This is a genomic window from Microbulbifer mixtoriginis (SeqCode), from assembly GCF_052467235.1.
The window spans coordinates 1,139,548-1,164,238 of the sequence record NZ_CP174305.1 but is presented as its reverse complement, the minus strand read 5'-3'; the positions used below and the strand labels follow the sequence as shown (position 1 = coordinate 1,164,238).

Below are 24,691 nucleotides of genomic sequence, written 5' to 3'. Positions count from 1 at the left end.
ATCTTTTATCTTGCACAGGAGAAACATCTCGGTTGTCGTCGAGTTGCTTCTCCCAAAAGCAGTTAAACACCAATTGTAAGCGGGTCGCCGCGTCTGAGTAATGTTTCAATGTCAACACCCTTTGGTAGACTGCCAGTGCTATGAGCTCCTCTAGTTTCCAGTCTTGATTGAATAAATGCATCACTAATCGATTCGTTGCCTGACTGTAAAAGTAGATGAACCTGCATTGCAATCGCCATTTGATCAATAATACTGCGTGCTCTGTATTCAAATTGATCCAAATCAGCAAGCTCTTTTTTTAGTGAATCTATAGCTTTATCGAAGCGGATATCCATACCAATGCTTGTTGCCATCTCATCCAGCCAGTGATTTACGACATTGGGTGTTTTTGTGATGGCACGCAGCACATCAAGAGCCTGGATATTACCGGAACCCTCCCATATGGCATTAATTGGAGCATCGCGGTAGAGTCGTGCAGTGATAAAACTTTCAATAACACCATTTCCACCGAGGCATTCCATCGCCTCATAGGCATGATGCGGGCTGCGCTTACAAATCCAATACTTACCCACAGCTGCTCCCAGTCTTAGAAGCATTTGTTCGTGTTCTTGATCTTCATGATCCATAGCTCGGGCCATGCGCATGGTCAAGGCCACTGACCCTTCAACTTCTAATTGCAGGTCTGCCAGGACATTTTGCATTAGGGCTTGATCAATTAGCTTTTTTCCAAAGGCTTCTCTATGGGATGCATGGTATATCGCTTGCAATACGGCTTGGCGTTGGCCCCCAGAGGAACCGACCATACAATCAAAACGAGTTATCGCGACCATCTTGATAATTGCATTGACTCCCCGACCTTCTTCACCCAAGAGCCATCCTAAGGCACCTCGCATCTCCACTTCGGAAGAGGCATTGGATACATTACCAGATTTCACTTTGAGCCTTTGGATTTCTAATGGGTTTTTACTTCCATCCGGACGCCATCGGGGAACCAAAAAACAAGAAAGACCGCCCGGTGCCTGAGCCAGAATTAGAAAACCGTCACACATAGGAGCAGACATAAACCATTTATGCCCAAGTAGCTCATAAGTTCCATCATCCATGGGGATTGCACCGGTTGTGTTGGCACGTACATCTGACCCACCTTGTTTCTCTGTCATACCCATACCGATAGTTAGAGAGTGTTTTTCATAGTAGGGGCGATTACTGCCATCGTAGCCCCGGCTAAGAATTTTAGGGATCCACTCCTTGGCGATTGATGGGTTTAATTTTATCGAAGGAAGAGAGGCAAAAGTCATCGTGATTGGGCACCCATGACCCGCCTCAAGTTGACAATGCAGATAGTTCTTTGCCGCTCGAGCAACATTGGCACCGCTACAAGGATGACTCCAGGGGGAGCTGTGTAGTCCTTCTGATAAGGCAAGCTGCATAAGTTGATGGTAAGAAGGATGATAACGAACTAAGTCTATACGGTTTCCGATTCGGTCATGACTTTCAAATATGGGTTTAAACTCATTGGCAGCATAACCCCGTTCAATCATTTCTGGTCTTCCACAAACCTCGCCATAGCGTTGTAGATCATTTTCGGCCCAATGTCCGCCATTAAGGTGTACCGAATCGAGTAGAGCCTGATCGCCGGCATACAGATTGTGCCCTGAGAGAGGGGAAGTCTGATTCTTTACCGTATGAGTGGTTGCATGGGCAGAGGGGTGAAGGTGATCGCTCATGATCAGGGCCTCAATGGTTAACATAGTTATATGTTCTTTGATTCATCTACTTGTACCAAAACACCAAACAGGTACCAAGAGACATGGTGATAGCGTACCAATACAAAATCATAAAGTAGTCCCACCCTGATTACTATTTGCGCACTCATTAAATCTATTACGCACTATAAAAATATTTAATAAGTATAATTTATAGGGTTTCTTTGGATAGGTTATCCAAAATAATATTACTTTCATGAAACAGAGTGTATTTATTATTTTAGTATGATTGATTAGCTAAATTTTAATTTTTGTTGCTACTTGGCTTTTTGTGCCGTTTATAGGTTTTTAACTTTTATAGGTATGCTTTTTTTCATGCTAATATTTAAAATAAATCCATTAATTTTGTGGGTTAGTGCAAATTTATTACTATTTTTTAAACGCTTTATTTTTTTTAAGTTTAGACAAAAGGATGTTTCTAGTTGGTTACTTAATAATCATCTTTAATACCTTTGTATGAAAAAATGACATTTGTAATAATCGCTGGCACACTTAAGATTGAATTTTTGTTATCTGTATCACTTACTGTTGCAGTGTGTTGGTTGATCGAATAGATTTAGCTCTCAATATCGAGAATGTGGATAGAAAATAATAAAAAAGTAAGAAGTCATTAGATAAAATCTTAAAGAGATTGCATATTGGGGGAACCCAGATGAATTTGCATAAGGAATATGCACGCCTCAAAGTTGTTTCGCAGGATCATGTTTGTAAGGGTCCCGCTGTTACCTTCTTAACCTCATCAGTCAACTTGCAGAGTTCAATTTTTGCAGGGCATATTGAAGAGGAGTTTAAAACCAGATGCTCCATTGTTCAGCGAGTCCCATCTTTTTCACTTGATGGAGTTAAGGCTGATTATCTCTTGCTCGACTGTGTTGGGCTCTTTAAAGCGGATCTTGATCAGTTATTACGTGATATTCATGCTTCTACTAACTCGCCTGGCATTATTCTCTTAAATGTTGACGACCCTAATGAGTTTGACTTTGTCTTACACTGGGAGAAGGTCCTAGGATTGATGCCGGCAAAATGTGAGCCCGGGGTTATTATGGAGCGATTAGGTAAGATATTCCTGGGGGAATATTGGTTCCCTAGAGATGTTCTGCATAACTTTTTAAGGCAGCATAGACGTCCTAAAAGATGGATGGATTCTAGCGCAAACCTTACACAAAGAGAAAGACAGATATTGGAGCTTATTTGTGAGTGTAGAACCAATGCAGATATTGCGGAGGTACTATGTGTCAGTGAGCATACCGTTAAAAGTCACCTATACAAGGTTTATAAAAAGATTGGTTGCAAAAACAGATTGGAGGCAAGTAGTTGGGCGAGTCAAAATCTGTGAAATTAAAAATTCTATTTTTTTCTATTTGGTTTATTTCTAGTACAGTTATTTCCCAGGAGTCAGAGTTTGCTCAGAGCGAAGAGTCAATCCTTACCGGTTTGGTGATTGATAACACAGTAAGCGGCATAGGGCATGAGTTCGCACGCTCTTTATCGTTGTATATTACATCCAACTTGACTGACTTTGATTATAACCTGACTGTGTATGAAAGGCCTTCTGCGCGGTGGGGTAGTGTTGTGTGGGTAAATTATGAAAATAAGCAGGTGTTCAAGACTGTTATTTACCCAGGTAGAAGACGTTTTGGGCAGATAGTTGAGCAAGCTGTTGCTCAAATCAATAATAATGTACGACAGCAAAGGCTGCAGCAGTTATTTTCACAAAACTTGGACTTGGCCGGGGAGGAATTATAGTGAGGTTCTATGTTTTATTGGTTTTATCTTTCTTTTCTGTCTCTGCCTATTCGACAGAGCTTATTTACACTCCAGTAAATCCATCCTTCGGAGGTAATCCATTAAATGGTAATTATTTGTTAAATAATGCCAGCGCTCAAAATAGTAAAAAAGATCCTAAAGCTGGTAAGTCACCATACTCTGATTCATCTTCACTTGACAGGTTTACGGATACACTAGAATCCAGATTGTTGTCTCAGTTGCTCACAGATGTTGGAGATGGAAATGATGGTACTCTCGTAACCGATGACTTTATCGTTAACATACTTGATGTAGATGGTACCCTAACTATAACTATTACAGATGCTGTCACAGGAGAGCTTTCTGAGATCGTAGTCGTTGGCCTAAATCCTGGTAACTGATTTAATTGGTCAATAGATTGTTTGTTCTTTAGGGTGGTGGTGATGGTGGTTAGAATAATAGTTATATTTTTGTTTTTTATTTTAAGTGGTTGTAGTTTCTTTCAAAATGCAGGAGAGGCGTTGTTTGGCCCAGGGCATCAAAAAGCCACTTTGACGGATCGAATGAGTACTTATGCAGATCTTTTGAATTTGCCCTTACCGAGGGGGAAGATCGTAGTAGCGGTTTATGGATTTAGTGATCAAACTGGCCAGTACAGGCCAGCACCGTCTAGCTCTTTTTCTACTGCAGTAACACAAGGCGCTGCCTCTATGCTCGTACAAGTACTCAACGAGTCAGGTTGGTTTGTTACTCTTGAGCGTGAAGGGCTACAAAACCTGCTTACTGAAAGAAAAATCATACGAGCAGCAATCAAAGAGCATGAAACTCCCCAACCCTTTGAGCTCCCCTCCCTGATGTCAGCAAATATAATGTTGGAGGGCGGTATAGTCGCTTATGATACCAATATCAAAACCGGCGGAGCCGGTGCGCGTTATTTTGGTATTGGACTTTCTGAGCAATATCGAGTAGACGAAGTGACCGTGAATTTGCGTGCGGTCGATGTTAGAACTGGAAGAGTTTTAAATAGCGTTTTAACCAGTAAGAAAATTCTATCAAGGCAGATTCAGGGAGACGTTTATACATTTGTTGAGTATAAACGTTTGTTAGAGATTGAGGCTGGAATGACGACCAATGATCCGGCTCAACTTTGTGTGCTTTCTGCGATTGAATCTGCAGTTATTCATCTTATTGCCAATGGTGTGACGAATAATATTTGGGCAATGCAGGATGTCAATGAATTCCCTGCATCGGTACTGAGTGAATATGCGGATGCAACTGTGAAAATTCTTTAGAATAATTTTTTTATTAAATATTCTGACTAATTTCTTTGTCTTGCAATGGTTGCTGGCTGCTCACATTCCTGTGTGGGCGGTTTTTCTTGTTGAATCTTTGTGTAAGTTTATGTAATTTAGTAAATCTACTTGTCGTTATCTTACATCTTCGTATTAAATCAACTTTCTAGAAAGGCTTTCATACAAAAGTCTTAAATATTTATTGTTTTCCTGCCCCAAAAAATATTCTTTTTTCTGATTTATTGTTTTCGCTTAAATTCCTATAGTGGTCCTCGATGAGCGGAATTGCTCTCGCTTTAATTAACCTTTAGGAGAATTTTGGTGGGCGTTATCAAAGTGAGCCTATGTGGTTTATTTTTACTCCTTACCTGTATTAACTCTGTCTGGGCTGGTGACTTAGATGATCATGATGAGCTGTTTTCTGGTCAGGGAAAGCTGGATCTCATGTTGCAACGGGATGAGTCTATTACTGGTCAGTTAGCTGAGGTCGTTCAGACAGGGGAATACAATTTTGCAGAAGTTTCTCAGTTTGGGCAGTTCAACCAAGTTTTTTTGGTTCAGGATGGCTATTCGAATGAAGCAGCAATTCAGCAGGCTGGGGAATATAACTATGCGGCAATTTCTCAGTCTGGAGCTTATAACCAAGCTACCGCTATACAAAATGGTTTAGATAATATTGCTCTAATAAATCAAGTGGGCAATGGAAACTCAGCCAACATCATCCAAAACGGAGATGGGCTCTTTGGATTTGTCGCGCAGTTCGGTGACAACCATGCGGTGCAGGTCGTTCAGCACGATTAAAGCACTGCTTTCTTTTTGTTTGTATTTGTTTACTTAGTCTGATGGAGAAACATAAATGAAAAAGCTTTCACTTGCTGCTGCGATTGCAATGCTTGTTGGTGCTGGTCACGCAATGGCCGATGCTAATTATGGTGATCAACTGCAGGTTGGAAATGACAACGCTGCTGATATCTATCAAATGGGCGAGTCCACCAATAATGCGGCTTATCAGTGGCAGGAAGGTAATGACAACCGTGCTTACGCAAGTCAATCCACCGCCGATGCGAACTATATCGACCAGACTCAGGTAGGTAACCGTAACTACTCTGAAACCACGCAATTCGATCAAAATAGCTCCCAAGCGTATTCTTATCAGCAGGGAGAGGGTAACTGGGGAGTTGTTCATCAGTGGGGCGGTAATGGCAATGCAGCTTATGCTACTCAAATGGGTAGTGAAAATACTATGCATCTAGATCAGTACCGCTCAGATGGTGGTGAGGCTAATTACAATACCCTTGATGCGGTTCAGGAGGGTAATGACAATATGGCTGCCCTGCAGCAGGACGGAGATAATAACCTGTTTGTCAGCACTCAGTCTGGTGATGGAAACAGCGTTTGGAGCAGCACCTGGATGAGCTCTGATGAAGGCTTCGTAGGAGGCCAAGTTGGTGAAGGTAACGTCGGTTTTGTTTATCAAGGCGGTGTTGAAAATACTTCTAACTTGGTGCAGTCAGGTGACTTCAACTATCTGAATATGTCCCAGGATGGGGCCAATAACTTCAATACTATTGCTCAGAATGGCACTGGTAACTCTAGTGTTACTGGTCAGTATGGTAATGCCAACACCATGACCGTTACGCAGAATGACCTCAACAATATTGGCGATATGTACCAATACGGCAATGATAATGCTGCAATTCTGCAACAAACGGGTGATCATAACGAAGCTGAATTCTCTCAGTTTGGGGATCTCAATACAGCTAATATTGATCAGCTGGGAAGTGCCAACTTCACTTATGGCCATAGCGAAGGTATGGCCAACACAGTTGATGTTGACCAGAGCGGTGAGCTGAACTTGGCTGAGATCCATCAGGACATGGGTGAGTTTAACCTGATGGTTGTATCTCAGGATGGCTTTGAGCACGGTGCTCACCTGGGACAGTCTGGTAGCGAGAACACTACCTATGTAACTCAGGCTGGCAATTTCAATATGGCCAGTGTGCACCAGGTCGGCAACAGCAATATGGCTACAGTTTCTCAAAACTAATACGCCTATAATGACTATTGTCTAAACCCTCCTCGTTTCGGGGAGGGTTTTTTATTAGCGGCGTTTAAAAGAATCCGATTGCTTGGGCTAACTTTCTAAACGCTTTTCTGTCCACTCAAATTAAGCGTGAGTTCCATAAGGCCATTCCATGGGGACTGGTGAGTGTTGCCACCTTTGATCGCCGAATCCACGGCTCTGGCTTTTAAAAGGAGAGCCTCCAGTATATTTGGCGTTAGACGGTTTAAGGCATTTTGTACAAGTGGTTGGCGTTTTTGGATGCGAACTAAACGTGCTAGTTGCTGGCCCTGATTGAGTTTCTCCATTAGTTCCAGTAATGAGCGCATCTCTCTTGTTAGGGCCCAGAGCACCACAGGTGGCTCAATACCTTCCGAGCGTAAGCCTTGTAGCGTTTTGATCGCTTTCTCGGCTTCTCCTGCCAAAGCTCTGTCAATTAAATCGAAAACACTGTATCGCGCAGAGCTGGTTACACTTTGCTCTAACAGTTCGACCGTTATTGTCCCGTCACTATTTAAAAGTTTGAGCTTTTCGATTTCTTGGCTTGCTGCGAGCAGATTACCCTCTACTCTTTCGGCGAGAATACGTATAGCTTCTTTCTCAGCAGATAACCCTGCGGCATTGATCCTTTGGTTGATCCAGTGTGGCATTTCCTGGGCGCTAACAGGCCAAATTTGTACGAGAGCACCATGCTGCTCAAGTGTTTTAACCCATTTGCTATTGAGTTGTGATTTGTCCAGCTTGGGCAAAACCAGCAGTAGTATCAAATCCTGACTGGCGAGAGCGGCAAATTCCTGTAAGGCTTTACTGCCTTTATCCCCTGGTTTTCCACTGGGGGCGCGTACCTCGATAAGCTTCCTCTCTGCAAAAAGAGACATATTTCCGGCTGAGGCAAGTAATAAACCCCAGTCGAAATTATGCTCTGCATGTAGAAGTTCCCGCTCAGCGAAACCATTCTGCCTCGCTGCCGCACGTATTTGGTCGCAAGATTCCTGAATCAGGAGTGGTTCATCGCCTGAGATAATATAAACCGGCGCAAGCCCTTTCCGTAGTTGCTGGGGAAGCTGTTGGGGATTAATACGCATGACAGAACTACCTAGTAGCTCTTATCTTGTAAGGGGGCATTGACATCGATACGGCGCAAACGGTTGATCATTCGGCTAATCAACTCGCGGCGCATTTCCGCGCGTAAGAGGCGTTCCTCTTCTCCCTTGCTGACTATTTCTGAGACGTTCCACTCCAATGATCTATAGACATCGGCCTGAGCTTTATTTAGCAGTACTTCGCCACTGTGTGTACGCACGCTATAAATCGCGCTGGTAATCAACTCGTACTCAGAAGCCCGCCCTTCAGAATCCACGGCGACAGTTAATTTTCGTTCTATTTCTTTATGAATGGTGAGTAGGTAGTCCGCTTCAATAGGGGATGGAGCAACAGGGACCCCGCCGTTTTCCAGAAGACGGCTAATTTCATCGGCAATATCACTACGAGGGTTCTCACTCGATATGTAAATAGTACTGCCTGGAGGAAAGTTTTTTGGCGCTCCCCGCAGGTGCCAACCGCAACTGGCGGTGGCCACAAGGGTAACTAGCAGGACGATACGACGTGCAAATGTTTTCATAAACTACCTGGCTTTAGTGCCAGCAAATAAAGGGTTTGCAGATATGGGCCGGGAGCATAATGCTCCCGGCTATTGGTTGGATATAACTGCGCAGTAATTTTTACTTCGCGACAATATTTACCAGTTTGCCTGGCACAACGATGACTTTGCGTACGGTGGCATCGCCAATAAATTTCTGGACGTTTTCGTCGGCTAGGGCGAGTTTTTCCAAGCCCTCTTTGTCCGCATCAGCAGGTGCATCCAGCTTTGCACGTACTTTGCCATTGACTTGAACGACCAAAGTAATTGAGGTACGCACCAGAGCCTTTTCATCTACTACTGGCCAGGGAGCATCAATTAAGGTGTTGTTATTGCCCAGGATTTGCCACAGTTGGTGGCAAATATGCGGAGTTACCGGAGCCAGTAGTAAGACAGCTGCCTGTAGAGCCTCTCTCTCCACTGCCAGCCCCTGCTCATTACTGCGATCCGCCAGTTTACCAACCTCATTGAGAAGCTCCATCACTGCGGCAATAGCCGTGTTGAAGGTTTGACGGCGCCCGTAGTCGTCGCCAACCTTCTGAATCGTCTCGTGGGTTTTTCGGCGTAATTGTTGTTGCTGGTCGCTCAAAGACTGTTGGTCAATCTGAGCGCTGCTAGTGCTTACAGCAACATGTGCTTGTACAGTTTTCCAGAGCTTTCGCAGGAAGCGGCTGGCTCCCTCCACGCCGGCATCGTGCCACTCCAAAGTTTGCTCGGGCGGAGCTGCAAACATTGTGAACAGGCGTACAGTATCGGCACCGTATTCTTTAACAGCAGCATGGGGATCGATGCCATTGTTTTTTGACTTGGACATCTTCACAACGCCATCGGCAATTACTTCTTCACCTGTTGCGCGCTCAACTGCCTTGATGGGTTTTCCTTTCTCATCCCGCTCGACATCAACATCGGCGGGGTTGATCCAGGTTTTATGGCCGTTTTCTTCCTTGTAGAAGGATTCAGCCAACACCATGCCCTGGCACAAAAGCTGCTTGAAGGGTTCATCGCTGTTGACCAAGCCCTCATCCCGCATCAATTTGTGGAAAAAGCGCGCGTAGAGAAGGTGCAGGATGGCGTGCTCAATACCACCTACATATTGGTCGACAGGTAGCCAGTAGTTGGCGCGATCGGGGTCGAGCATGCCCTCTTCGAAGTCTGGGCAGGTATAGCGAGCGTAGTACCAGCTGGACTCCATAAAAGTGTCAAAAGTGTCGGTCTCACGCTCGACCGGCGTACCATTGAGTTCGTCTTTGCGCCACTCGGGATCGGCTTTAATGGGGGACTGAACACCGTCCAGCTCCACATCTTCCGGCAGTAAAATAGGGAGTTTCTCGGCGGGCACCGGGATTTCTCCACCATCTGCGAGGTTGAACATGGGGATAGGGGCGCCCCAGTAGCGCTGGCGGGATACACCCCAATCGCGCAGGCGATAATTGGTGGTCACACGGCCTTTGTCTGCTGCTATTAAAACTTCGGAAATCGCGGTAAAGGCACCATCAAAATCCAGACCATCAAAATTGCCGGAGTTCACCAGTTTGCCTTTTTCGGTGAAGGCTTCTTTGTTGAGATCGATTTCCTGGCCATCGGCGGGCGCTATGACTTGAGTCAAAGGCAACTGATACTTGTGTGCGAACTCCCAGTCGCGTTGATCGTGGGCGGGTACTGCCATCACCGCGCCAGAGCCATAATCCATCAGTACATAGTTAGCTACCCAGACGGAGACTTCCTCCCCGCTGATGGGGTGAATAGCCTTGAGACCGGTGTCCATGCCTCTCTTGTCCATTGTGGCCATATCGGCTTCAGACAGAGACTGCTTTTTGCACTCAGAGATAAATGTTTTTAGCTCGGGGTTAGTCTCTGCTAACTCCAGAGCGATTGGGTGTTCAGCGGCGAGGGATACATAGGTGACGCCCATCAGGGTGTCTGGGCGGGTGGTGTAAACATCGAAGTGATCCATACCAGCCACAGTGGTGGGCAGGCTAAAGCTCAGCTCCACACCTCGGCTCTTGCCGATCCAGTTGCGCTGCATGGTGCGCACCTGCTCAGGCCACTCCGGCAGCTTATCCAGGTCCTTGAGCAGCTCTTCTGCGTAGTCAGTGATCTTGATAAACCACTGGGCCAGCTCACGCCTCTCCACGGTAGTGCCGCAGCGCCAACATGCACCATCTTCAACCTGCTCGTTGGCGAGCACGGTCTGGTCATTGGGGCACCAGTTCACCGCGGAATTTTTCTTGTAGACCAGGCCCTTTTCATAGAGGCGGGTGAAGAACCACTGCTCCCAGCGATAATAGGATGGCTGGCAGGTGGCTAGCTCGCGGGACCAGTCGAAGCCAAATCCGAGAGCTTTCAATTGCCCCTTCATATAATCAATATTGGCGTAGGTCCATTTTGCTGGCGCGGTTTTATTCTGGATCGCAGCATTTTCAGCCGGTAAGCCGAAGGCATCCCAGCCCATGGGGTGCAGGACATTCTTACCCTGCATACGCTGATAGCGGGAAATAACATCGGTAATGGTGTAATTGCGCACATGGCCCATGTGCAGCTTGCCGCTGGGGTAGGGGAACATGGATAGGCAGTAGAACTTTTCCCTGCCGGTATCTTCCTTTACCTCAAAGCTTTTCTCTGCCTCCCAGAATTCCTGGGCGGAAGCTTCGACTGCGGAGGGGTTGTACTGCTCTTCCATTGATTGGGGACCTATACTCTGTGATCAAATTTTGCGGGGAAACTTTTCAGTGTTTTAGTGGAAGCAGCTCTGGATCGACAAGCAAAAGGATTGATTGCGATCAAGGACGGCCCCCAGAGCATCTTTTAGGATGCGTAAACGCGAGATTATAGGAGGGATACCGTGACGAAGGAACCGAAGTTACCGCCGAAGGACGATCTGGCCGATGAGTTTCGTGAAGACCTGGAGGATTTGATTGAGGGAGAGCTGGCAGTTGAGGACCTGACCGCAAATAAGGTCGCTTTTCTTCGCGCCTGGTTAAAAGATGATCTGCATCGAGCCGGGGATTATATGCGCGGTCTGGGAGGGGAGCTGATTACTCTGGAAGAGCGCGGGGGTGACTGGTTGCTGAACGCGGCGGACCCTACGGAAACGGCTTGGCCCAATCTTATGCGCTGTATCCGTGAGGGCAAACCCTGGGCCCTTGCGGGTGAGATAGTGGGGGCCGACGAGGAACTTCAATGTCTGGGGTGTGGTTATCTCGCTCAGCCGCCGGAGAATAGTCAAATTACACCCTGTCACCGCTGTGGCTATGGTTGCTTCAGGCAAATAGAAGGCGGCCTTGAGTATTGATTGAGCTGTATAAAATAGCGGTCAATTTGTTGATGCCACCACTGGCGCCAATGCTGGGGCTGCTGGCGGCATTCTTGATACGCTTTTTTCCTGAAGGCTCTTTGCTGGAGAAATTGTCCCTGCCATTGGCGATTCTCTCATTTTGTCTGCTCTGGCTTAGTGCTACTCCGGCTTTTTCAAGCTGGATCGGTAAGCGCTTGGGCGTTGTAGCAGATTTACCTGGTACAGAGTCTGCTCCCAGGGCTGTGGTGATCCTCGGAGGCGGTGTTTATAGGGATAATCAGCAAGGCTATGAGTACCTATCTGCGTCCAGTTTGGAGAGGGTGATCTGGGTAGCAAAGCATGTCCCAAGGAATATGCCAATCCTGGTGTCCGGCGGCCGTATTTCACCGGATGAGCATGTCTCTGAGGCAGAGTTGATGGCGAAAATGTTGGATGAGATGTCCCGCCCGGTGAGTTGGCGCGAAGCTTGCAGTCGAACTACCGCAGAGAACGCGGTAAATAGCGCGGAGATATTGCGCAATTCAGGTGTGGGAACTATTGTGCTCGCCACTCACTGGTGGCACATGCCCAGGGCTGCGGCAGTTTTTACCCGCGCAGGCCTAAAGGTACAGCCTTTATCAGTGGGCAGTGCTTCTGAGTTAGAGTCAAGGGAAAAGGGTGGGGTCTTAAATTGGGTTCCCAGTGCTGAGGCGCTGCTGCGGACTCAGGCCTATTGGCGGGAACTATTGGCACAAGCCTGGTATCAATATCGACCACTGCCGCAGGCCAAAAAGTGCTGAGGAACTTTTGTGATGCGGTGCTCTCAGATACTTATCAGGCATGAGGGAATAGGCGTCGGCGAGGGATTGCATCTGTTTTTTGAAAGCTGGTTGTACTAGGTAAATGGACGACTGGCGCCACAGATCTCACCCGCTAATTACTACTTACATTGGAGTAGCGACTGTGGATAACAACCATAACAATAAACGAGATAACCTTATGATGAAGGGCATCCCGGTTTCCTTCACTCCCATCCAATTGCACAACCGACTCAACCGAGCTGTTTGGATCGGCTTCAAGCGTGTGGACCAGGATGGCCGAATTCTATTTTTCCTGTGTGGCGGTGCTGAGAGCGGGGCCCATTTGAATAAAAATTTCGAGACATTTGCGGGGCAAATTGTCCGTGAGTTCGGTTTAGATCCTGCAGAAGTGGAATTCATCGAGCTGCGGGTAAATGCAGAGGAGTCCCAATGGTATCGCTGGCACGCGCACTGGGTTGGCTCAGCCCCTATGGGTAGTCACGGGGATTTAGTCACCAGTGAATCCAGTCGGCGTTATTTAATGCAGGCCCTGGAGAGTAGCGTGGTCGCTGCTTAAGCAGCATAGCCTGATCCAGCCAATAAAAGTGCCCAGGAATCAGACACTTACCTTATTACTAGCATTGTCTTTAGCTAGCAGGTCGGCTAGTGCTTGTTCCAGGGTAGGAAACTGAAAACTGTAGCCGCTGTTTAAGGCGGCTCGGGGCTCCACTCTTTCGCTGGCAAGGAGTAGCTCTTCTGCCATCTCCCCGAACAGGGTTTTCAGCAGCCAGGCTGGAGAGCGGAAAAAGCAGGGGCGGTGTAGCTGTTTTGCCAATAAGCGGCTGAAGCTGTTATTGGTAACTGCTTCTGGAGCACTGGCGTTAAAAGGGGTGCATAGGCGTTGGTCTATAGCGTGAAGTATCAATCCGACTTCGTCGTCTTCGTGAATCCAGCTCATCCAGTGTTCGCCAGAACCCATTGGTCCACCAAGTCCCAGACGAAATGCCGGTAGCATTTTGGGAAGTGCTCCCCCTCGGTTGGAGAGCACAATAGCGGTGCGTATGACTCCGACGCACATTCCGGCCCTTTGTAGTGGCAGTGTGGCCGCTTCCCAGTCACGGCACAGTTGTGCGGAAAACCCTCCGCCAGCAGGGCTGTCCTCCTTGAGCAGTTCGCCGCCACGGTCTCCGTAGTATCCAATAGCAGATCCTGAGAGAAAGTAATTGGGGCGTTCTCTTTGGGCGAGTGTCCAGCGTACTAGCCGTTCGGTGGTATTTAGGCGTGAGTGGCGAATTTCGGCACGGCGTTTCTCGGTCCAGCGAGAGGAAATGGGTTCCCCTGCCAGATTGACAACAACATCTACCCGCTCTTGCACCTCTTCAGGAGCGCTGGCGGCATTGACAGACTCTCCGCAGAGTTGGTGTATCTTATCCGGATGGCGACTAAGTACTGTAAGTGTGTCGCCACGAGCGAGCCAGCGTTGGCAAAAGAGTCTACCGATCAAACCGGTGCCACCACTGATTAAGCAATGCATAGACTGCCCATCCCCGCCATAATTTCACAGGTAAATTGCATGCAGCATAGCAGTCATCTGCACATGCGGGGTGTCTCGGCGGCGCACTTTAGAGTGATCAGTGGCAGGTCATTACTATTCGGTCACTCCCCCGGTCATTGGCTTGGCAGCGCTGTTCTTTCGCTTGCGATTGAGAATTACAGCTAGCGCCAACATTGGTAGTGCCAGGGCAAATACTGAGAAAATTCCGGCAAGCATAAATGGTGTTGAGCCGCGCATCGCACGTATGTCACCGCTCATATTGGCTTGCTCAAATTGTGGCAGCTGCTCAATGATAAGTCCGCGGGGATCGACAATCGCGGTTACACCGGTATTGGTGCCGCGGACTAAATAGCGACCGGTTTCCAGTGCGCGCATTTGCGCCATTTGCATATGCTGCAACGGCCCTATGGATTCACCGAACCAGGCATCATTACTGATGGTCAGGAGTACCTGGGAGGTGAGAGCGCTATCCGCCACTAGGCGAGGGTAGACAATTTCATAGCAGATTAGTGGAGCCCAACGTGCTCCTGCAGCATTCAGTGGCCCCTGTTGGTCGGGTCCGGAGCGAATAAAGGAGGTGGGTAAATTGAAGAATTCAATAGTGCCTCGAATCAGCTCCTCCAGTGGGACATACTCACCAAAAGGTACCAGGTGACGCTTATGGTAAACACTGGGGCTGCGGCCAAAGACCGCTGCGGAGTTGTGGACTTTGCGAGAGTTATCCACAGGGCTGTGGGTGTCGTAGAGAATTCCGCTGATAAGATCAATGCCGGTTTTCTCTGCATTGCGTTGCAGAGCCTGCATTAGGTTTGGGGCCTGGCCGTAAAGCATGGGTAGCGCTGCTTCAGGCCAGATTATAACGTCGACATCACGCTCGCTCAGGGTGCGGGTACCCTCCTGATAGCGGCTAATAGTCTCGCCGCGAAACTCCGGCAGCCACTTTTTTTCCTGGGGAATATTAGCCTGTACCAGTCCAACGGTTATGATGCCTCCCTCTGCCTGAGTCCACTGAATATTGGCGAGGGCAGCACCGAGGGGCCAGGGTACGATTGCTGCGCCAATCAGTACAATATGGGCTGGTCGCTTGAGAGGGGACAAGCGGCCACTGGCAGCCAGTGCGATGACCACACCGGAGAGGGCCAGAAAAAGCCCGATCCCGTAGACACTCACCACCGGAGCCCAACCAGATAGCCAGGTCTCCAAGTGGGCATAGCCGGCGAACAGCCAGGGAAAGCCAGTGAACATCCAGCTGCGGAACCACTCACTGATAAACCAGAGTGCGGCAAAGGCGAGGGCGAAGCTAAATTTGTTGGCGGTAAAGCGACCGAGGAAATAGAACGGTGCTGCAAGCAGCGCCGCCATCAGCGCGACGAAGCTGGCGGTGAGTGCGAATCCCAGCGGCGGCGAAGAATTGCCAAAATTGGTAATTGAGACATAGACCCAAGAGCCACCAGTGGCGTAAAGGCCTAGCCCATAACAGAAGGCTAGCCAGAAGCTGGTGTGCCCACGTAGCGGCTTGCCGCGAGAGGCAAACAGGAATAGCCCGGCAAAAAGCGCCAGAGAGAGTAGGCCGCACAACCAATAGTTGAAAGGGGCCAGGGAGAGCGTCATTAGCCCGCCGGCAGCTGCACCAGCGGCAGGTAAAAGTAATCTTCGCATAGACTCGCTTAATCGGTAGCCGCCGTTGCGGCTGCATCCTACCCGAGAAAATCTTGGCTAGAGCCCCAGAGGGGGCTCAACTCAATCTTCATCGGGTGGTTTACGCATATGGGCCACGCGCAGCAGGTGGATTTGCCGGCTGTCCGCGTAGAGCACCCGGAAGAGGAAGTCTCCCAGGCGGGTGACTTCATCGCGACCGGGCAAATGGCCGAAAGACTGCATAATCAGACCACCAACTGTGTCGAATTCTTCATCGCTGAATTCGGATTTAAAAAATTCATTGAACTCTTCGATCGGCGTGAGGGCCTTGACTATGTAGTCATTTTCTCCCACCCGGCGGATAAAGCTATCTGCCTCTTCCTCATCGGTTTCGTCTTCGATCTCACCGACAATTTCTTCGAGGATGTCCTCAATGGTCACTACGCCGGAAACGCCGCCATATTCGTCGATAACGATGGCCATGTGGTAGCGGTTTTCACGGAACTCTCGCAGGAGAATGTTGAGGCGCTTACTTTCAGGGATGATATTGGCTGGGCGAATAATATCTTCGAGTTGAAATTCGCCGACGCCCTTGAGGAGCAGGGGGAGTAGGTCTTTGGCTAGCAGTATTCCGCGGATATCGTCGATACTCTCGCCGACGACAGGAAAGCGTGAATGGCCTGACTCGATAATCTTGGGGAGAAACGTTTCCGGCTTGTCCTGTAGCCCTACAACCACCATCTGCGAGCGAGGGATCATTATCTCCCGAACCTGCTGGTTGGATACGTCCAGGGCGCCCTCGATGATGGACAGGGCCTCGGCGTCAACCAGCTGATTTTCAGCGGCGTCTTTGATGATGTCTAATAGTTCATCGCGGGACTTGGGTTCGGCAGAAAATGCACCAAACAATCTTTCCAGCCAGTTCTTTTCACTCGACCTGGCTTTGCTGGAAGAGTGACTACTTGGGGGCTCGTCAGTGGTCATGGAAGTGGCCATGCTCCGAATATCTCTCGTCTATTTCAATCAGTAATCGTTAGTGGGTAGATTCATTTCAACCCTCGTTATCCCGCCTCATCGAGAGGGGTGTAGGGGTCCGCAAAGCCGAGATGGGTCATTAGGCCAGTCTCTAGCCTTTCCATGATTTCCGCATCGCTATCTTTGATATGGTCATAACCCAGAAGGTGCAGTGTGCCATGGACTAGCATATGTGCCCAGTGCGCCTCAGTCGTTTTGTTCTGTTGCTCCGCTTCCTTCTCCACAACGGGAGCACAAATTACCAAGTCTCCCAATAGTGGGAGGTCCAGCTCTGCGGGAAAGTCTGCTTGGAAGGACAGGACATTGGTCGGCTTATCTTTGCCGCGATATTGCGCGTTGAGCGCTTGGCTCTCCTCTTCGTCGACGATTCGAACTGCCAGTTCGGCCTCATCTTTTCGGCCGGACAGAGCGTTAATGACCCAGGTGCGGATCTTTTCATCGGAGGGTAGGTTTGTACAGCGGCTAGCCCGCTGCACATCAAGGGTTAAATCAATCATAACTCTGTGGAGGAACCTCAGGCGGCATTCTCGTCGGCTTTGTTGCTGACACTGGCATCCCGCTCAGCCTCGTGGATATCGTAGGCTTCGACAATGCGCTGTACGAGAGGGTGGCGGACAACATCCTTAGCGCCGAAATGGGTGAAGCTGATGCCGTTGACCTTGCCCAGGACTTCCACCGCGTGACGCAGCCCCGAGGCCTGTCCTCGTGGCAGGTCCACCTGGCTAGGGTCTCCGGTAATCACTGCAGTAGAGCCGAAACCGATCCGGGTCAGGAACATTTTCATCTGCTCGCGGGTGGTGTTTTGGCTTTCATCGAGAATGACAAAGGCGTTGTTGAGGGTGCGCCCACGCATATAGGCCAGGGGGGCTACCTCGATCACATTGCGCTCAATGAGTTTGCCCACTGTTTCAAAACCGAGCATTTCATAGAGTGCGTCGTACAGCGGTCGTAGGTAGGGGTCAACCTTCTGACTCAGGTCACCGGGGAGAAAGCCGAGCTTTTCGCCTGCTTCTACCGCCGGGCGCACTAGTAAGATGCGCTCCACTTGGTCTTTGAGCAGGGCCTCGACCGCACAGGCTACTGCGAGGTAGGTCTTGCCGGTACCCGCTGGGCCAATACCGAAATTGATATCGTTACTCTGAACCGCATGTACATACTTGCGCTGATTCAAACCTCGGGGACGCACAGAGCATTTCTTAGTACGAATCAATACCACCTGGTCTGCTTCAGTGGATTCGCTCTTCTCTCCCTTGTGGAGAAGCTCCTCTACACCGGCTTGTTGCAGGGCTAAGTGGATCTCATCGGGGGTCAGTTGATCCCGAGAGTCAGTCTCCTTGTACAGGAAGCTAAGTAATTCACAGGCAGCCTTGGCTTTTTTAGCTTCACCGTAAACGGCGAACTGATTGCCGCGGTTGCGGATCTCAATATCCAGTCGCTGTTCTATTTGGCGCAGATGTTGGTCGAACTGACCGCAGAGGTTGGCGAGACGGCGAGCATCGTTGGGCTCGAGGGTAATACTTTGAGCGAGGGTTTGCGTTTCCAAACTGGTTTCCGGCACCTTAATCTAGAGGGTTCATAGCTAGGGTATACCCATTTTCCCCAGATAGGAAAGCTTTGGGTGCTACCAATAGGTTCTAACTTTACCCGATTTTAATTACAGCTTGTAATTTCAGAGGTGTTATTAGGAAATTTGGGTGGCAAGGGGTGGTTTTAAAGCACGCCTTGCCAGGAGGGAAGGGCGGTTACAATGCCTCAGATCAGAATAAGTCCTCTTCCAGTTCCGAGGTGAGTAAAGTGCCGCGTAGGGAGTTTGGCAGGGCTTCCTCAATCAGCACATCTGCAAATTTGCCGATCAGGGCCAGGTCATCGGCGCGGAAATTAACCACCCGGTTGTTCTCAGTGCGTCCTTGCAGCTGGCCTGGATCCTTCTTGGAAACTCCGGTCACCAAAACCCGCTCAGTATTACCTACCATGTGCCGGGCAATTGCCTGGGCCTGCTGGTTGATACGGTTTTGCAAAAGCTGCAGGCGCTCTTTTTTGACGTCTTCCGGGGTGTCGTCGGGGAGATCCGCTGCCGGAGTACCTGGGCGCGGGGAATAAATAAAGCTGAAAGATATATCAAAGCCCACTTCCTGAATCAGGTTCATGGTAGCTTCGAAATCTCTGTCGGTTTCACCGGGGAAGCCCACGATAAAGTCCGAAGACAGGCAGATGTCCGGGCGTATTTTCTTCAGGCGGCGAATCTTGGACTTGTATTCCAGCGCGGTGTGTCCACGTTTCATGGCCATTAAAATGCGGTCGGAGCCACTTTGCACTGGCAGATGCAGGTGGCTGACCAGTTCAGGCACCTGTGCATAGACGTCGATCAAAGCATCGGAGAACTCTACCGGATGCGATGTGGTGTAGCGGATGCGGTCGATGCCATCAATTGCCGCTACATAGGTGATCAGCTCGGCGAAGTCCACTTCCTGTCCGTCGACCCCGGCGGCGCGGTAAGCATTGACGTTCTGGCCAAGTAGGTTCACTTCCCTGACACCCTGCTCTGCTAAGTGTGCAACTTCTTCCAGTACATCGGCGACTGGGCGGCTTACTTCCTCGCCGCGAGTGTAGGGCACTACACAGAATGTGCAGTACTTGGAGCAACCTTCCATAATGGAGACAAAAGCCGTGGCTCCGTCGGCTTCAGGTTGTGGCAATCGGTCGAACTTCTCGATCTCCGGGAAGCTGATATCTACAACGACCACGCCATTCTTCTGCTCTTTGGTTTCCATCATTTCTGGAAGGCGGTGCAGAGTTTGCGGGCCGAAGATCAGATCTACATAGGGCGCGCGCTTGGCGATAGCCTCGCCCTCCTGGCTGGCTACACAGCCTCCGACGCCGATAACCAACTCGGGATTCTTTTCCTTGAGGCGCCTCCAGCGACCCAGCTGGTGGAACAGTTTTTCCTGAGCCTTCTCGCGAATGGAACAGGTATTGACCAGGAGAACGTCCGCCTCTTCGGGATCGTCAGTGGGTACCATAGCGTGAGACTCGCCGAGTAGATCGCGCATCCTGGCGGAATCGTACTCATTCATTTGGCAGCCGTGGGTTTTGATGTATAGCTTTTTCGCCGGTGTATCGGACATATCGTGCCTGATTAAAAACTGGTCAATTAAACGGGTGGGGCATTATAGCGACAGGACCCGGCACTGCATAGATGGCTATATTAGCGGTTGAGAACCTGTGCTATTCTTGCGCGCTTTTTCGGGCTTTGCCCGCTTTCTGAACAACTTCGAGCTTCGGGGTATTCCCCATCCTGAGAGACTTATGGCCAACCCGATATATAAAGTGATTTTCCACAACCAGAGCCAGGTGTATGAACTCTATGCCCGGGCGATTTATCAGAGCGATATGTACGGCTTTATTGAAGTCGAGGAATTTGTTTTCGGGGAGAAGGCCCAGCTGGTAGTGGACCCCAGTGAAGAAAAGCTAAAAACCGAGTTTGCCTCGGTAACCCGTTCCTATATCCCGATGCACAGTATTGTGCGTATCGATGAGGTGGAAAAAGAGGGGACAGGCAAAATTGTCGAAGTTAAAGGCGATAAAGTTGCAAAGTTTCCCTTTGCGCCGCCCATTCGTCATCCCCAAGACACCGAATAACCCTCTCCTCTTTACCGAATCAGCTGGCCTTGGGCCAGGCTGATTCGGGCGCCTAAAGCCCTCGCAGTCTAGCGGGTTTCACTGCAATATAAGCTTCAATAAAGGTCCTCTGGACTGTCATCAAATCGCTGCAAAGTGACTGCGCAGGCGATCATTGGCCTTAATGGTATTTGATCGATATCCAATAAGCGTTCGCCTGTTCGCGGCTTGCAAACTATTGACCGATAAATTCCACTGCATGGCATAGGTTGGCGCTCGGCAGGCAGGTTATCAGTCTTTACGCGAGTTGATTACTGGTCAAAGGTTGGAGCCTTGCTATGGGCAATCGCTACCATGCGCTGTGGATATCTGATGTCCATTTGGGCAGTAGAGACAGTGAGCCTCATCGGTTGGCGGATTTCTTGGCACAGAATCGTGCCGATAAGGTGTACCTGGTAGGGGATATTTTCGATATGTATGCCCTCTCTAAAGGGAAGGGCACCTGGTGTCAGGCATCCTCCATGTTGTTAGGGATGCTTTCGGAGTTAAGCAGTCTTACTCCGGAGGTTATTTATATTCCCGGAAATCACGACGCCCCCATGCGCAGCTGGGCGGGTAAACGTTTGGGCAATATTCGTATCGAGCGCGATTGGATTCACACAGCTGCCAGCGGTAAACGCTACTGGGTAACCCACGGCGATCAATTTGAACATAATATCAAAATTAATCCGTTCAGTTACCACATTGGGGATCGCAGTTACTATCTTATGCTGCGATTTAACCGCTGGATTAATTATTGGCGCAGCCGTTTCAACAAGCCCTGGTGGTCTCTGGCCAGCCAAGTAAAGAACCGTGTGAGTGCAGCCAGGCAAATGATGACCGATTTCGAAAATGTTGCTGTGGGTGAGGCTCAGGCCAAGGGGATGGATGGGATTATCTGTGGGCATATTCATCGCCCGGCGCTGCGCAATAAGAACAGAGGTGGGCGTACGGTTACTTACGCAAACTGCGGTGATTGGGTTGACTCGATGAGTGCCGTGGTAGAACAACAAGATGGCAGCCTGGAACTGCTTCATTGGTACCGGGCCCCAAAAATAGCCAGCATAATGACAGAGGTGGTGGCCGCATGATTCAGCTTGAAACACTGTTACAAAAAAATGCCTGGTACAGCGCAGCGCCGCAAAAGCCCACACGAAAATTGGTCTCCGCTACCCTTAAAAAAATTTGTTGTGAGGAACAGATTGTAGAATTTGGGCGGCGTTACCCTCACTTGGGAGGGTTGGATTTTATTCGCCAATTATTTAGTGACCTCAACTTCCGCTATGAGTTAAATCCTTCGGAATTGGAGCGGGTGCCAGTGACTGGGCCCTTGATTATTGTGGCTAATCATCCCCTGGGCAGCCTGGATGGCCTGGCATTAATCGATATGGTTGCCAGAGTGCGCAAGGATGTGCGTGCAATTGCCAGTCATCTTTTATGGAATATTCACCCATTGCGTCCATATTTTTTGCCGGTAGATAACTTTAACGGACGTACCCGCCGTGCCGATGTGCAAGGGATTTATGATTATCTCGGCCTGGGTGGGGCGGTAATTATTTTTCCCGCCGGTGAGGTTTCACGCCTAAGCCCCCAGGGGGTGCGCGATGGGCGCTGGAACCCTGGGTTTGTCCGCTTTGCTGAGAAGGCCAATGCACCGATCTTACCTGTGCAAGTGCTCGGCAGAAATTCCTGGTGGTTCTACGGCCTGTCGATGCTGAATAAACCACTTTCAACCCTTTGGCTTATTCGAGAAATGTTTAAGCAGGCCAGCCGTGGTATTGATATCCGTATTGGCCGCCCCTTGGAAGCGGAGCACTTCCGCAGTTGGCCGCTAACTCCCCGTGCCCAGGCGGCTCTCTGGCGCAAACATGTTTATAAATTGCATCGTTCTCCCGCGCCTCTGGGGCCGGAACTTATTGCCGCTGCTGAGTCTCGGGGGGAGGTGAAAAAAATAATCGAGAGCTGTGAAGCTCTGACCTCCCAGGGGAACTTCTCCGTGCGACTCTATCGACAGCGGCCGGATTGCCCAGTTATGCGTGAGCTGGCGCGTACGCGTGAAGTGGCTTTCCGGGCAGTGGGTGAGGGAACAGGGCAGAGTCGGGATTGGGATGCATTTGATGCGCACTATGACCACTTGCTACTGTGGGACCATCATTGCCAGCAGATAGTGGGCGCCTACCGTATAGCGGGCACCGAGAGCTTGGCAGAGAATGAAATCTACAGCAGCACCCTGTTCAATTATCCCTCCCCACCGCGATATTGCCTGCCGGGTTCGGCAGAACTTGGTCGCAGTTTCTTACTGCCTGAATACTGGAGGGGCAAAGGGCTGGATTTGCTATGGAGTGCTATCGGCCAGTGGGTCTTGCGCAATAAAGTACGCTATTTATTTGGCCCTGTTTCTATGCCGGGAACATTTTCGGTGCGGGCAAAGTCGGCAATTGTAAGATATTTTTCCCATTATTTTGCTCCGCAAAACCCACTGGGCGATGCGCGTCTGCCTTTCCTGCAAGCCGGTGCACCTCTGCCAGATCTCTCTGGGGATTCAATTGCGGATATGCGCCAGTTAAAACTGGTGTTGCGTGAAGAGGGGGTGGTTTTACCGCCACTTTTCAAAAAGTATGCTGCATTAACCAAGCCGGGTGGCACTAGTTTTCACGCCTTCAATGTTGATCCAGACTTTTGTGATTCCGTTGATGGGCTTGTGGTGGTCGATTTAGATTTAGCCGATGAGAAGTTCGCACGACGCTATCTCTCAAGCGAAAACGCTGCTTGAATCAAAAGGGCAGTTTTTAATGCCGCCCTTTTGATTCTCTGCCAAACCATTTCAGAAGGTTATCCTGCCTTTCGCTGTTGCTCCAGCTTCTGGCGCACACTGGCTAGTTTCACGCACAGTACAAACACCGACATGGCGGTGTCGAGTTCTTCCAGGGGGGGGAAACTCGGTGCTATGCGGATATTGCTGTCCTCAGGATCTTTGCCATAGGGGAAGGTGGCACCTGCAGGGGTGAGTTTTACACCGGCCTCTGCTGCCAACTTGACTACGGCCTTGGCACAGCCTTTGCGGGTATTGAAGGAGACAAAATACCCTCCTTGAGGTTTTTCCCATTGGCCCAGATCCATTTCAGCCAGACCGTTGTGCAGGTGTTCCAGCACACAGTCAAATTTGGGCTTAAGGATATTGGCATGCTTGCGCATGTGTTCCTTCAGGGTGGTGAATTCGGTAAAGAAGCGTGAGTGGCGCAGCTGATTCACTTTATCTGGGCCAATAGTCATGGTCTGCATCTGTTGCTGCAAGGATTGCAGGTTGGCACTACTGGCACTGACAAATGCGACACCGGCTCCGGCATGGGAGACTTTAGAGGTGGAGGCAAATTGAAGCACTGAGTCCACAGTGTCATTTTCCAGAGTGGCAGCACGAATGCTGGCGAGACTGACATAGTGTCCAAGGTCGTGTACAGCATAGGCGTTATCCCAGAATATTCGAAAGCCTGGATTGGCGATTTGGCCGAGCTGAGCCAGGCGCTCTACGGTTTCATCACTGTAAGTGATACCACTGGGATTGGAGTACTTGGGCACGCACCAGATACCGATAATTTCATTGTCCTCACGAATATACTTTTCTACAAGGTCCATATTAGGTCCTTGATCATTCATGGGGATGCTGACCATACCGATCCCCAGTTGTGCACAAATACTGAAGTGCCGATCATATCCGGGCACAGGGCAGAGGAATTTGGGGGCTTTCAATTCTCGCCAGGGGGTATTGCCGGCAAAGCCGAACAGGTAGCCGGTTAGCACTGCGTGATACATCAGGGTTAGGGAGCTGTTGCCTGCGGCGATAACCTCTTCTGTGGGTACTTGAAGCATATCCGCACCAAGTTCACGGGCACTAGTGAGCCCGATTAAACCGCCGTAATTGCGGGTGTCAGTGCCTCCTGCGGCGCGGTAATCGTTACACAGGATTCCGTCCAGCTTGTCGGATAAATTCAACTGTTCTGTGGAGGGTTTGCCACGGGTGATATCCAGATTTAGCTCGTGTTGACGGATGCGCTCATAGTGGGAGCTCAGCTCTTTTTCCCACTCGGCTAACTGGTCAAAACTGGCGGATTCGATTTGCACGTGAAGTCCCCTGGCTGGTCATTAGAGTTGGCGAGCTTAGCAGTATGAGCTGGGCTTAGTCAGCCCCATGTTACGATTTTTGAAGGTTACTTTTTAGGGTGCATTGGC

At 49.5% G+C, this 24,691-nt stretch carries 23 protein-coding genes; 12 read left to right on the top strand and 11 right to left on the bottom strand.

Annotated elements, in window-relative coordinates:
• Window positions 1-62: 62 nt before the first annotated feature.
• Window positions 63-1,751 (bottom strand): acyl-CoA dehydrogenase family protein, encoded by a 1,689-nt coding sequence (locus ACJJIO_RS05205; RefSeq protein ID WP_444910337.1) that lies wholly within the window; start codon window positions 1,749-1,751, stop codon window positions 63-65.
• Window positions 1,752-2,418: 667 nt separating this feature from the next.
• On the opposite strand from ACJJIO_RS05205, the gene ACJJIO_RS05200 reads away from it, so the two are divergent.
• The 6 genes from ACJJIO_RS05200 (at window position 2,419) to ACJJIO_RS05175 (ending at window position 6,851) form a co-directional block, all read left to right on the top strand.
• Entirely contained in the window at window positions 2,419-3,102 is a 684-nt protein-coding gene (locus ACJJIO_RS05200; protein WP_252083083.1) for a response regulator transcription factor, read from the top strand.
• Window positions 3,099-3,512: a CsgE family curli-type amyloid fiber assembly protein gene (locus ACJJIO_RS05195; protein WP_444910336.1), complete on the top strand. Its 414-nt coding sequence runs from the start codon at window positions 3,099-3,101 to the stop codon at window positions 3,510-3,512. Before ACJJIO_RS05200 ends, ACJJIO_RS05195 begins: the two co-directional genes overlap by 4 nt.
• Complete coding sequence (locus tag ACJJIO_RS05190) at window positions 3,512-3,913, top strand: curli assembly protein CsgF (RefSeq protein WP_252083081.1); 402 nt, start codon at window positions 3,512-3,514, stop codon at window positions 3,911-3,913. Before ACJJIO_RS05195 ends, ACJJIO_RS05190 begins: the two co-directional genes overlap by 1 nt.
• Before the next feature lie 42 nt (window positions 3,914-3,955).
• Window positions 3,956-4,804, top strand: a complete 849-nt coding sequence (locus ACJJIO_RS05185) for a CsgG/HfaB family protein (RefSeq protein WP_444910335.1) — start codon at window positions 3,956-3,958, stop codon at window positions 4,802-4,804.
• 321 nt (window positions 4,805-5,125) lie between these two features.
• Window positions 5,126-5,605 carry a hypothetical protein gene (locus tag ACJJIO_RS05180; protein ID WP_252083079.1) on the top strand — a complete coding sequence of 160 codons (480 nt, stop codon included), beginning with the start codon at window positions 5,126-5,128 and terminating at the stop codon, window positions 5,603-5,605.
• A 55-nt stretch (window positions 5,606-5,660) separates the two neighbouring features.
• Entirely contained in the window at window positions 5,661-6,851 is a 1,191-nt protein-coding gene (locus tag ACJJIO_RS05175) for a hypothetical protein (protein WP_444910334.1), read from the top strand.
• 95 nt (window positions 6,852-6,946) lie between these two features.
• Here ACJJIO_RS05175 and holA read toward each other — a convergent pair whose 3' ends face one another.
• From holA to leuS, 3 genes are all read right to left on the bottom strand, one after another.
• Window positions 6,947-7,951, bottom strand: a complete 1,005-nt coding sequence (gene holA, locus ACJJIO_RS05170; protein ID WP_444910333.1) for a DNA polymerase III subunit delta — start codon at window positions 7,949-7,951, stop codon at window positions 6,947-6,949.
• Window positions 7,952-7,962: 11 nt separating this feature from the next.
• The gene (locus tag ACJJIO_RS05165) at window positions 7,963-8,487 is read right to left on the bottom strand and encodes an LPS-assembly lipoprotein LptE (RefSeq protein ID WP_444887020.1); all 525 of its coding nucleotides are present in this window, start codon (window positions 8,485-8,487) and stop codon (window positions 7,963-7,965) included.
• Window positions 8,488-8,587: 100 nt separating this feature from the next.
• Complete coding sequence (gene leuS / locus ACJJIO_RS05160) at window positions 8,588-11,185, bottom strand: leucine--tRNA ligase (protein ID WP_444910332.1); 2,598 nt, start codon at window positions 11,183-11,185, stop codon at window positions 8,588-8,590.
• 162 nt (window positions 11,186-11,347) lie between these two features.
• Here leuS and ACJJIO_RS05155 point away from each other — a divergent pair, with 162 nt between their 5' ends.
• From ACJJIO_RS05155 to ACJJIO_RS05145, 3 genes are all read left to right on the top strand, one after another.
• Entirely contained in the window at window positions 11,348-11,797 is a 450-nt protein-coding gene (locus tag ACJJIO_RS05155) for a zinc ribbon-containing protein (protein ID WP_252083074.1), read from the top strand.
• Window positions 11,794-12,579, top strand: a complete 786-nt coding sequence (locus tag ACJJIO_RS05150; RefSeq protein WP_444910331.1) for a YdcF family protein — start codon at window positions 11,794-11,796, stop codon at window positions 12,577-12,579. The genes ACJJIO_RS05155 and ACJJIO_RS05150 overlap by 4 nt, the downstream gene beginning before the upstream one ends.
• 163 nt (window positions 12,580-12,742) lie before the next feature.
• Entirely contained in the window at window positions 12,743-13,156 is a 414-nt protein-coding gene (locus ACJJIO_RS05145) for a hypothetical protein (protein WP_252083072.1), read from the top strand.
• Between the two features lie 39 nt (window positions 13,157-13,195).
• On the opposite strand, the gene ACJJIO_RS05140 is transcribed toward ACJJIO_RS05145, so the two are convergent.
• From ACJJIO_RS05140 to miaB, 6 genes are all read right to left on the bottom strand, one after another.
• Window positions 13,196-14,113: a TIGR01777 family oxidoreductase gene (locus ACJJIO_RS05140; RefSeq protein ID WP_444910330.1), complete on the bottom strand. Its 918-nt coding sequence runs from the start codon at window positions 14,111-14,113 to the stop codon at window positions 13,196-13,198.
• A 114-nt stretch (window positions 14,114-14,227) separates the two neighbouring features.
• Entirely contained in the window at window positions 14,228-15,793 is a 1,566-nt protein-coding gene (gene lnt / locus ACJJIO_RS05135) for an apolipoprotein N-acyltransferase (protein WP_444910329.1), read from the bottom strand.
• A gap of 81 nt (window positions 15,794-15,874) precedes the next feature.
• Window positions 15,875-16,768: a CorC family transporter gene (locus tag ACJJIO_RS05130; RefSeq protein ID WP_435583622.1), complete on the bottom strand. Its 894-nt coding sequence runs from the start codon at window positions 16,766-16,768 to the stop codon at window positions 15,875-15,877.
• Window positions 16,769-16,833: 65 nt separating this feature from the next.
• The gene (gene ybeY, locus ACJJIO_RS05125; protein ID WP_444910328.1) at window positions 16,834-17,304 is read right to left on the bottom strand and encodes an rRNA maturation RNase YbeY; all 471 of its coding nucleotides are present in this window, start codon (window positions 17,302-17,304) and stop codon (window positions 16,834-16,836) included.
• A gap of 17 nt (window positions 17,305-17,321) precedes the next feature.
• Window positions 17,322-18,350 (bottom strand): PhoH family protein, encoded by a 1,029-nt coding sequence (locus ACJJIO_RS05120; protein ID WP_444910327.1) that lies wholly within the window; start codon window positions 18,348-18,350, stop codon window positions 17,322-17,324.
• A gap of 214 nt (window positions 18,351-18,564) precedes the next feature.
• Window positions 18,565-19,932, bottom strand: a complete 1,368-nt coding sequence (gene miaB, locus ACJJIO_RS05115; protein ID WP_444883981.1) for a tRNA (N6-isopentenyl adenosine(37)-C2)-methylthiotransferase MiaB — start codon at window positions 19,930-19,932, stop codon at window positions 18,565-18,567.
• Window positions 19,933-20,113: 181 nt separating this feature from the next.
• On the opposite strand from miaB, the gene ACJJIO_RS05110 reads away from it, so the two are divergent.
• The 3 genes from ACJJIO_RS05110 to olsF all read left to right on the top strand — a co-directional run bounded on the left by ACJJIO_RS05110 (window position 20,114) and on the right by olsF (window position 23,237).
• Window positions 20,114-20,446: a DUF1820 family protein gene (locus ACJJIO_RS05110; protein WP_211214910.1), complete on the top strand. Its 333-nt coding sequence runs from the start codon at window positions 20,114-20,116 to the stop codon at window positions 20,444-20,446.
• A gap of 317 nt (window positions 20,447-20,763) precedes the next feature.
• Entirely contained in the window at window positions 20,764-21,555 is a 792-nt protein-coding gene (locus tag ACJJIO_RS05105; RefSeq protein ID WP_444900017.1) for a UDP-2,3-diacylglucosamine diphosphatase, read from the top strand.
• On the top strand, window positions 21,552-23,237 hold the full coding sequence (gene olsF, locus ACJJIO_RS05100) for a bifunctional ornithine lipid synthase OlsF (RefSeq protein WP_444910326.1): 1,686 nt from the start codon (window positions 21,552-21,554) through the stop codon (window positions 23,235-23,237). Before ACJJIO_RS05105 ends, olsF begins: the two co-directional genes overlap by 4 nt.
• Before the next feature lie 59 nt (window positions 23,238-23,296).
• Here olsF and ACJJIO_RS05095 read toward each other — a convergent pair whose 3' ends face one another.
• Window positions 23,297-24,583, bottom strand: coding sequence for an aspartate aminotransferase type Ic (locus ACJJIO_RS05095; protein WP_252083064.1), 1,287 nt, complete (start codon window positions 24,581-24,583; stop codon window positions 23,297-23,299).
• Window positions 24,584-24,691: the final 108 nt, after the last annotated feature.

Coding starts and splice junctions, on each gene's coding strand:
- ACJJIO_RS05200 (WP_252083083.1), top strand. CDS start 2,419: ATGAATTTGCATAAGGAATATGCACGCCTCAAAGTTGTTTCGCAGGAT.
- miaB (WP_444883981.1), bottom strand. CDS start 19,932: ATGTCCGATACACCGGCGAAAAAGCTATACATCAAAACCCACGGCTGC.
- lnt (WP_444910329.1), bottom strand. CDS start 15,793: ATGCGAAGATTACTTTTACCTGCCGCTGGTGCAGCTGCCGGCGGGCTA.
- ACJJIO_RS05205 (WP_444910337.1), bottom strand. CDS start 1,751: ATGTTAACCATTGAGGCCCTGATCATGAGCGATCACCTTCACCCCTCT.
- ACJJIO_RS05165 (WP_444887020.1), bottom strand. CDS start 8,487: ATGAAAACATTTGCACGTCGTATCGTCCTGCTAGTTACCCTTGTGGCC.
- olsF (WP_444910326.1), top strand. CDS start 21,552: ATGATTCAGCTTGAAACACTGTTACAAAAAAATGCCTGGTACAGCGCA.
- ACJJIO_RS05110 (WP_211214910.1), top strand. CDS start 20,114: ATGGCCAACCCGATATATAAAGTGATTTTCCACAACCAGAGCCAGGTG.
- leuS (WP_444910332.1), bottom strand. CDS start 11,185: ATGGAAGAGCAGTACAACCCCTCCGCAGTCGAAGCTTCCGCCCAGGAA.
- ACJJIO_RS05130 (WP_435583622.1), bottom strand. CDS start 16,768: ATGGCCACTTCCATGACCACTGACGAGCCCCCAAGTAGTCACTCTTCC.
- holA (WP_444910333.1), bottom strand. CDS start 7,951: ATGCGTATTAATCCCCAACAGCTTCCCCAGCAACTACGGAAAGGGCTT.
- ACJJIO_RS05175 (WP_444910334.1), top strand. CDS start 5,661: ATGAAAAAGCTTTCACTTGCTGCTGCGATTGCAATGCTTGTTGGTGCT.
- ACJJIO_RS05105 (WP_444900017.1), top strand. CDS start 20,764: ATGGGCAATCGCTACCATGCGCTGTGGATATCTGATGTCCATTTGGGC.
- ACJJIO_RS05185 (WP_444910335.1), top strand. CDS start 3,956: ATGGTGGTTAGAATAATAGTTATATTTTTGTTTTTTATTTTAAGTGGT.
- ybeY (WP_444910328.1), bottom strand. CDS start 17,304: ATGATTGATTTAACCCTTGATGTGCAGCGGGCTAGCCGCTGTACAAAC.
- ACJJIO_RS05140 (WP_444910330.1), bottom strand. CDS start 14,113: ATGCATTGCTTAATCAGTGGTGGCACCGGTTTGATCGGTAGACTCTTT.